Below are 6,197 nucleotides of genomic sequence, written 5' to 3'. Positions count from 1 at the left end.
GGTGCGCACCGCGCTCAGCGGCAGGGCCAGCGTTTCGGTGCGGCCGACGTCGATCGTGCCCTGCGCGAACAGGCCCTGGCGGAAACCGGTGGAGCGGTCGAGCCGCAGGTAGACCAGCACGCTGCGGCTGCCCGCCTGCGCGCTCGGATTGACGCGCACCACGCTGGCGCCGACGCTGCGTTCGCCGCTCTTCGGGTCGGCGACGCTGCTGCCCTCGATCTGCAGCGTCGCGCGCTGGCCGACGCGCACCGCGACCGAGTCGGCCGCGGCCAGCGCGGCCTCGACCTCGATGCGGCTCAGGTCGACCACCTCGATGATCCGGGTGTCGACGCCCACGCGCTCGCCCGGCTGCGCCAGGCGTTGCGCCACCTGGCCCGCGATCGGGCTCTTGAGCACGGTGTCGTCGAGCGACTTGCGCGTCATCTCGACCGCGGCCAGTGCGGCGCGGTGGGTGGACAGCGCCGCATCGAGGTTCGACTGCGAGGTGTCGAGCGCGGTGCGCGAGATGAAGCCTTCCTCGACCAGCGCCTTGTTGTTGTCGAAGGTGCGCTGCGCCACCTCGGCCTGGGCCCGGGCGGAATCAGCCTGTTCCTGGGCCTGGCGCACGCGCGAGCGGTATTCGATCGGGTCGATGCGGGCGATCACCTGGCCCGCCGCGACCGTGTCGCCCTCGCGCACCGTGAGACCGATCAGCTCACCCGCCACACGGGCCTTGACCTGCACCGAATCGACCGCGCGCAGCGTACCCGAGACCGGCAGCGTCTCGGCCAGCGCGCGGCGCCCGGCCCGCGTCACCTCCTGCGCGGAAAGCGCCAGCACGGGCTCGGCCGCGGTGTCGCCGAGGGCCTTCGTCGCCTTGGCACCGATGGCACGCAGGGCGGCGCCTGCAAGCAACAGCAGGATCAGGGCCGCGAGGACCCATTTCAAGGTTCTGTTCATTCAAGTGTCTCGGCCGCGGGCAGGACCGGCGGCGCTGGGGTTAAGGACATGGCCGCCAGGCRGGGCGGCGGCGCGTGATGGTCAGCGGGCGTCCCGGCTCGCGGCGCAGCGCCGGGCCAGTTCGGGATGCAGCGCATCCATGGGGCCGCTGCGGCGCAGCAGGCCATCGATCCAGCCTCTCAGCAGGGCCCGGGTCTTGATCCTCTTGTTCGACTCCAGCAGCCAGATGGCCAGCAACTGGTGCAGCGTCAGCAGGTTCACCACCGCGACGCCGGTGAACAGCGAGGGATGCAGGCGCCAGAGCGCGAGACCGTTGCGGGCCAGGTAGTAGCGGCGCGTGGCGTCGTGGTTGAGGGCACCGATGCGCACGCCCGCGAAGCGCTTGTGGATGCGATCGCCCAGGGTATGGCGCAAGGTGAGAGAAGGCACGATGAACATCGAGACCCCCTGGCCCACGGCACGCAGGCAGTACTCGGTGTCGACATGGTCGATGACGAAGTCTTCCCGGAATCGGCCCAGCGTCTGCCAGGCGTCGTCCGAGACCACGCAGCCGGAGGAGATCAGGAAGGAGCAGCGCAGCAGGCTCGCGAAGTCATGGCCGCTCTGCTGCGCGTTCACGTCGAGCCGGCGCAGGCTCGAGCCCTTGCCGCTGACCGTCGGCAGGAATTCCTGGACCTTGGTGTCGAAGATCTTCGGGCCCAGGATGAAGCGTTCATGTCCCGCCGTGCGGCAGGCATCGCCGGCCTGCGCCATGACCTCGAAATAGCCCCGGGGCAGGACCGAGTCCTGGTCCAGCAGCACATGGGCGTTGACTCCGCGCTCGGCCAGGGCCGTGATCCCGAGGTTGAAGGCGCGCGCGATGCCGCCCTGGTTTCGGTTCGCGATGCAGTGGACGCCGGCAGCCTGCAGGCAGGCCCTCACCCCGGTCAGCTCCGTGGGCGAGTTGTCGACCGCCACGATCGGAACGCCCTGCGCGGCCAGCGTGCCGACATGCGTCAGTTGCATCGGCGAGGGCTTGTACAACACCACCACGGCGCCGGGCTGCGTCGTTTTCATGGGGCAACCTCGACCGCCGACGCGGGAGGGCGGGGGGCGGTGCGGCAAGGGTCCCGCAGGTCCGGGGGGGGCCGCCACGCCCTGGCCCCTGGCCAGCGCTTCCAGCAGATCCACCGCGCGCGCGCAGGCCCCGGCGCCGCTGTCGCGCAAGGTCCAGGCGCGAACCCGGTCGCAGGAGGCATGGACGGCCTCGTCGGTCAGCAATCTCGACAGGGTGCCGGCGATTGCATGCGAGCCCGCGTTCGAAGGAAGCTGCAGGCCGCACGCCTGGGCCACCACGCGACAGGCGTTGTCGAACTGGTCGTGGGCGAAGGGCATCAGCAGCTGCGGCACGCCGGCCGCGAAGGCGAATGCGGTGGTGCCGATGCCGCCGTGATGCAGCAGCGCCGCGCTGCGCTCGAGCAGCGGACGCAGCGGAACGAAGCGGCGTTGCAGCACCGTGGAGGGCAGCACCGGCATCAGCGACTCGGCGCCGATGAAGACCGCCCTCAGGCCCAGTCCGGCGACGGCTTCCAGTGCCCTGCTGAAGAAGTCCTGTCCGCGCAGCAGCGTCGAGCCTGCCGTGACCACCACCGGCGCGGGGCCGGCGTCGAGGAAGGCCTGCAGCCCGTCGTCCAGCAGAGCGCCCTCGGGCCGCGGGGAGGGCGGCTCGAACAATCCGAAACCGGCGAAGTGCAGGGGATGCGGCCAGTCGGGCTGCACCGGCGCCAGCCATGGCGGGAACAGCGCCAGCACGCCTTGGGGCGAATGCACCCAGCGACCCAGGATTCGCCGGGTCGGGGCCAGCCCCTCGCCGCGGCGCAGCCGCTCGAGGTCCGGCGCGATCAGCGGGTCGATCACGCGACGCTCGATCAGCCACAGGGCCAGGCGGCGGCAGCCCGGCKGCCACCATGCGGGCAGCGAAAAACCGGCATGCGTGGGCGGCGACATGGCCGACAGCAGCGTCGACGGCGACACCTGCGCCGAAAGGTAGGGCACCTGCTCGGCTTCCTGCAGCACGCGTGCGCTGAAGGCCCAGAGGGAGCCGAGCATCGCCACGTCTTCGCCGGCCGCGCGGCTGGCCCGGACCTCCTGCCGCAGGAGGTCGAAAAGCGGAGCGACCGAAGGCGCGAGCACGCGCCACAAGGTGCGCAGCGAACTGCGGGGGTGCCAGAGCGCCGGGTCGGCCATCGCCGCCTCGTACTCGGCCGCCGTGCCCACCGGCAGGAAGCGCAGCCCGCATGCCTCCACCAGCGCCTGGAAGGCCGGGCTGGTGCAAAGGGACACGCGGTGCCCGCGCGCCAGCGCGCTCCGTCCGATCGCCAGGAAGGGGTGCACGTCGCCGGCGGAGCCGAGGGCGACGATCAGAAGGTGCAGGCCGGCGCCCGAATTGTGGCTCCCCTGCTTCGGATCTGGGGGACTCATCCCGGAATTCGGGCGCGACCTGCCGAGGACGGTTCGCTGCGGCCGTGGCGCAGGAACTCGAGCACCGTCTGCTGCACGCGGATGCTGGCGGCCCGGTTCTCGACCTCCAGAAAATGGCCGGCGCCCGGAATGGTGACGAAGGCGCAATCGCGCAGGAAAACCGTCATGGCACGCACGTCCGAGGCCGGCGTGTACGCGTCGAGTTCGCCGTTGATGAAGAGCACGGGGACCTCGATCGCCTTGAGGCGCTCGCGGTGGCTGGCAATGTCCAGGCCAAGGATCTGATCCACGTGGAAGCGGATCTGCGTGATCTCCGGTTCCTCGATCCGCGTCAGATAGCGGTAGTTGTAGAGCTTGAGCAGGCGCGGCAGATGCTTGCCCACGGTTTCGTTGAGCAGGTGCGCGGCCTTGGAATACTGCTTGGCATCGATGAAGACCCGGGCGCCGTCGACATAGTCGCGCATCGGCCCGTTGAGGGTCGGCGAGAACGAACCGACCACGGCACTGCGCACCCCCCTCGGGCGCTTGCCCAAGGCCAGCAAATTGGCCACGCCGCCCCACGAGACCGACACCACGTGATGGATGCAGAACTGCTCGATCAGGCCGAGCAGCACGGCCACCTCGTCGTCCTTTGACAGCAGGCCGAGCTTCGCGTTGTGTTCCCTGGACTGGCCCGAGTGCGGCAGGTCGTAGAGCAGCACGTTGAAGTGATCGGTCAGCGACCGGGCCATCTGCCGGAAAGAGGCGATGGTCGCCAGGGCCCCATTCACCAGGATGACCGAAGGCTTGGAGGAATCCGATTTGTAATGTTCTACAAAGACCTGAAATCGATCGACGGATACTACGGATTGACTAATCTGCACGTTGCATTTTGTGAGTGAAAGAACTGAGGGAGGATGTGCGCTTGCAATGCTAGGTTGAAATACCCATGAATTGATTGCGCAATGACAAAGATCGTGCTGAACCCTTGAATTTTTCTCGAAAACAAGAAATCATCTGTCATTCAATTGTCAATTCTTCGAATCGACTGACAATTTCGTTCGTTTTGTTTCAATTCAAAATAATTTAAAAGATCTATATCTCAGTTCTTCTTGCGAAATTGCGTCCACGATGGGCGCCTCCGGTCGGGTGGCGTCGAGGCGCACCCGTGGCGGCGGACCCATGCGTACGGGCGGCCACCCAGATGTTGTTTCGCAAGATCAATGCGTGGCTGGGCGTGGACGCGGTCCGGTCAGACCGGCTGAGGTGACTCCTCCGGAGCCGACGGTGCCTGCGACGCCCGATTCCAGCAATACGTCGATTGCCTCGGGCATCTGCGCGAGTGAATCAATCCGGCTCCGTCTGGGCGGTCAATTTCCAGGGGCTTGAGGTCGATGAAATTGAAGGGGTAAGCCGCCCGCGCGGCGACACCCCGGATGAAGCATTCCCGCAATTCGCAAAAAAGTATCAGCTGAGATGAAACCGTTGGCTGCAAAGCAGGGCTTTTGTCCTGTTTTGTCTTGCCCGGGCTTTGTGGCCGCAGCGGGCGACGAACAGGCGCCATGACCCTGCCCCATGACGAGGGCGCGGACGATCCGTGGCGCGATCACCGCCTTCGAGCGCCGCCGCCGGCCCTCGCCGAAAAGACCGGCGAGCGGCTCAATGCCATCGATATGCGCCTGGTCAAGATCGAGACGCGCATGGAGGAGGGCTGCAAGAGCTTCGCCACCAAGGCCGATCTGGCCGAGGCCAAGAACAGCATCGTGATGTGGGTGGTGAGCACGGTGCTGCTCGCGCAGCTGTTACCCGCCGTCCTCCAGAAGTTCGGGCTTTAGGCAACCGAATTTCTGGGGCGCTTGAACAGCCGCTTCGGAGCGAAGCGTACAGCCGGTGCGGGGCCCAGAGCAGACCTAGTCAGTCGCCCTGGACCTTGCCAGTGAACACCGCCAGTTGATCGGCGAAAGCGCGTTGGTAGGCCGGCCGCGCTTCGCCGCGGGCGACATAGGCGCAAAGGTTTGGATATCGCTCCAGCAACCCCGACCCGCTCAACCTGCGCAGCACCGTCACCATCAGCAGGTCGCCGGCGCTGAATGCACCGTCGAGCCAATCTGCATCGCCAAGCCGGCTGGAAAGTTCACTCAGCCGTACACGGACGCGATCCTCAAGCACAGGCAGGCGCTCCCCATACCAGGTCTTGTCGCGCTCCAGGAGTGTGGCGTATTCGCGATCAAGGATCGGCGGCTCCACCGTGTTCAGCGCGGCAAATATCCATGCGATCGCGAGCGCCCGAGCTTTCGCATCGTCTGGCAGCAGGCCGGCATGGCGCTCGGCGATATGGAACACGATGGCCCCTGACTCGAACAGGGCGAGATCGCCTTCTTCATAGGTCGGAATCTGCCCGAAAGGATGAAGCGCGCGATGTGCGGGCTCCTTCATCTCTTTGAACGAAACGAGGCGAACGTCGTAAGGCTGGCCCACTTCTTCAAGCGCCCAGCGAACGCGCATGTCGCGCGCCAGTCCCCTGCCGCGATCGGGCGACCGTTCAAAGGCGGTGATGGTGGGGGTCATATGAAAAGCTCAGGGTGGGCGATCATGGTCTTCCGGTCCGAGGTGCTCTGTCAAGGTGGGTTGTATCGTAAGCCGTCAATGAACCACGCCCTTGCGCGTGGTGTCGGAACCGATGTGCGCAGGGCGGTCTACAGCGCGCCGAGCTCGATGTTCCAGGGCAGCAGCGCCTCGTAGTCGTCAGCCGTCTGCGCCAGGGGCAGCTTCTTGAACAGGGCGACGAGGTACCGGTAGGGCTCGATGAGGGCTCGATG

7 protein-coding genes are annotated in these 6,197 nt (G+C 66.8%); 2 read left to right on the top strand and 5 right to left on the bottom strand.

Features of this window, described 5'->3' with window-relative positions; translation table 11 throughout:
• The 3 genes from AC1D2K_RS27995 to AC1D2K_RS27985 all read right to left on the bottom strand — a co-directional run.
• Positions 1 to 939: efflux RND transporter periplasmic adaptor subunit (locus tag AC1D2K_RS27995; protein WP_478092794.1), on the bottom strand; the 939-nt coding region annotated here is incomplete at its 3' end.
• An 81-nt stretch (positions 940 to 1,020) separates the two neighbouring features.
• Complete coding sequence (locus tag AC1D2K_RS27990) at positions 1,021 to 3,399, bottom strand: nucleotide disphospho-sugar-binding domain-containing protein (RefSeq protein ID WP_478092793.1); 2,379 nt, start codon at positions 3,397 to 3,399, stop codon at positions 1,021 to 1,023.
• Positions 3,396 to 4,262, bottom strand: coding sequence for an alpha/beta fold hydrolase (locus tag AC1D2K_RS27985; RefSeq protein ID WP_478092792.1), 867 nt, complete (start codon positions 4,260 to 4,262; stop codon positions 3,396 to 3,398). Before AC1D2K_RS27985 ends, AC1D2K_RS27990 begins: the two co-directional genes overlap by 4 nt.
• A gap of 458 nt (positions 4,263 to 4,720) precedes the next feature.
• Here AC1D2K_RS27985 and AC1D2K_RS27980 point away from each other — a divergent pair, with 458 nt between their 5' ends.
• Both AC1D2K_RS27980 and AC1D2K_RS27975 read left to right on the top strand, forming a co-directional pair.
• Positions 4,721 to 4,858 carry a hypothetical protein gene (locus AC1D2K_RS27980; protein WP_478092790.1) on the top strand — a complete coding sequence of 46 codons (138 nt, stop codon included), beginning with the start codon at positions 4,721 to 4,723 and terminating at the stop codon, positions 4,856 to 4,858.
• 82 nt (positions 4,859 to 4,940) lie between these two features.
• Positions 4,941 to 5,213, top strand: coding sequence for a hypothetical protein (locus tag AC1D2K_RS27975; RefSeq protein ID WP_478092789.1), 273 nt, complete (start codon positions 4,941 to 4,943; stop codon positions 5,211 to 5,213).
• Between the two features lie 79 nt (positions 5,214 to 5,292).
• Here AC1D2K_RS27975 and AC1D2K_RS27970 read toward each other — a convergent pair whose 3' ends face one another.
• Together AC1D2K_RS27970 and AC1D2K_RS27965 are read right to left on the bottom strand one after the other, a co-directional pair.
• Entirely contained in the window at positions 5,293 to 5,946 is a 654-nt protein-coding gene (locus AC1D2K_RS27970; RefSeq protein ID WP_478092787.1) for a glutathione S-transferase family protein, read from the bottom strand.
• Positions 5,947 to 6,074: 128 nt separating this feature from the next.
• The coding region (locus tag AC1D2K_RS27965; protein WP_478092795.1) for a transposase domain-containing protein at positions 6,075 to 6,197 on the bottom strand (123 nt) is incomplete at its 5' end.

This window comes from Variovorax sp. P1_H12_2, from assembly GCF_056405335.1.
Note: the sequence above shows the minus strand (reverse complement) of the source record. Positions and strands in the feature narration are given on the sequence as shown.

Coding starts and splice junctions, on each gene's coding strand:
- AC1D2K_RS27975 (WP_478092789.1), top strand. CDS start 4,941: ATGACCCTGCCCCATGACGAGGGCGCGGACGATCCGTGGCGCGATCAC.
- AC1D2K_RS27970 (WP_478092787.1), bottom strand. CDS start 5,946: ATGACCCCCACCATCACCGCCTTTGAACGGTCGCCCGATCGCGGCAGG.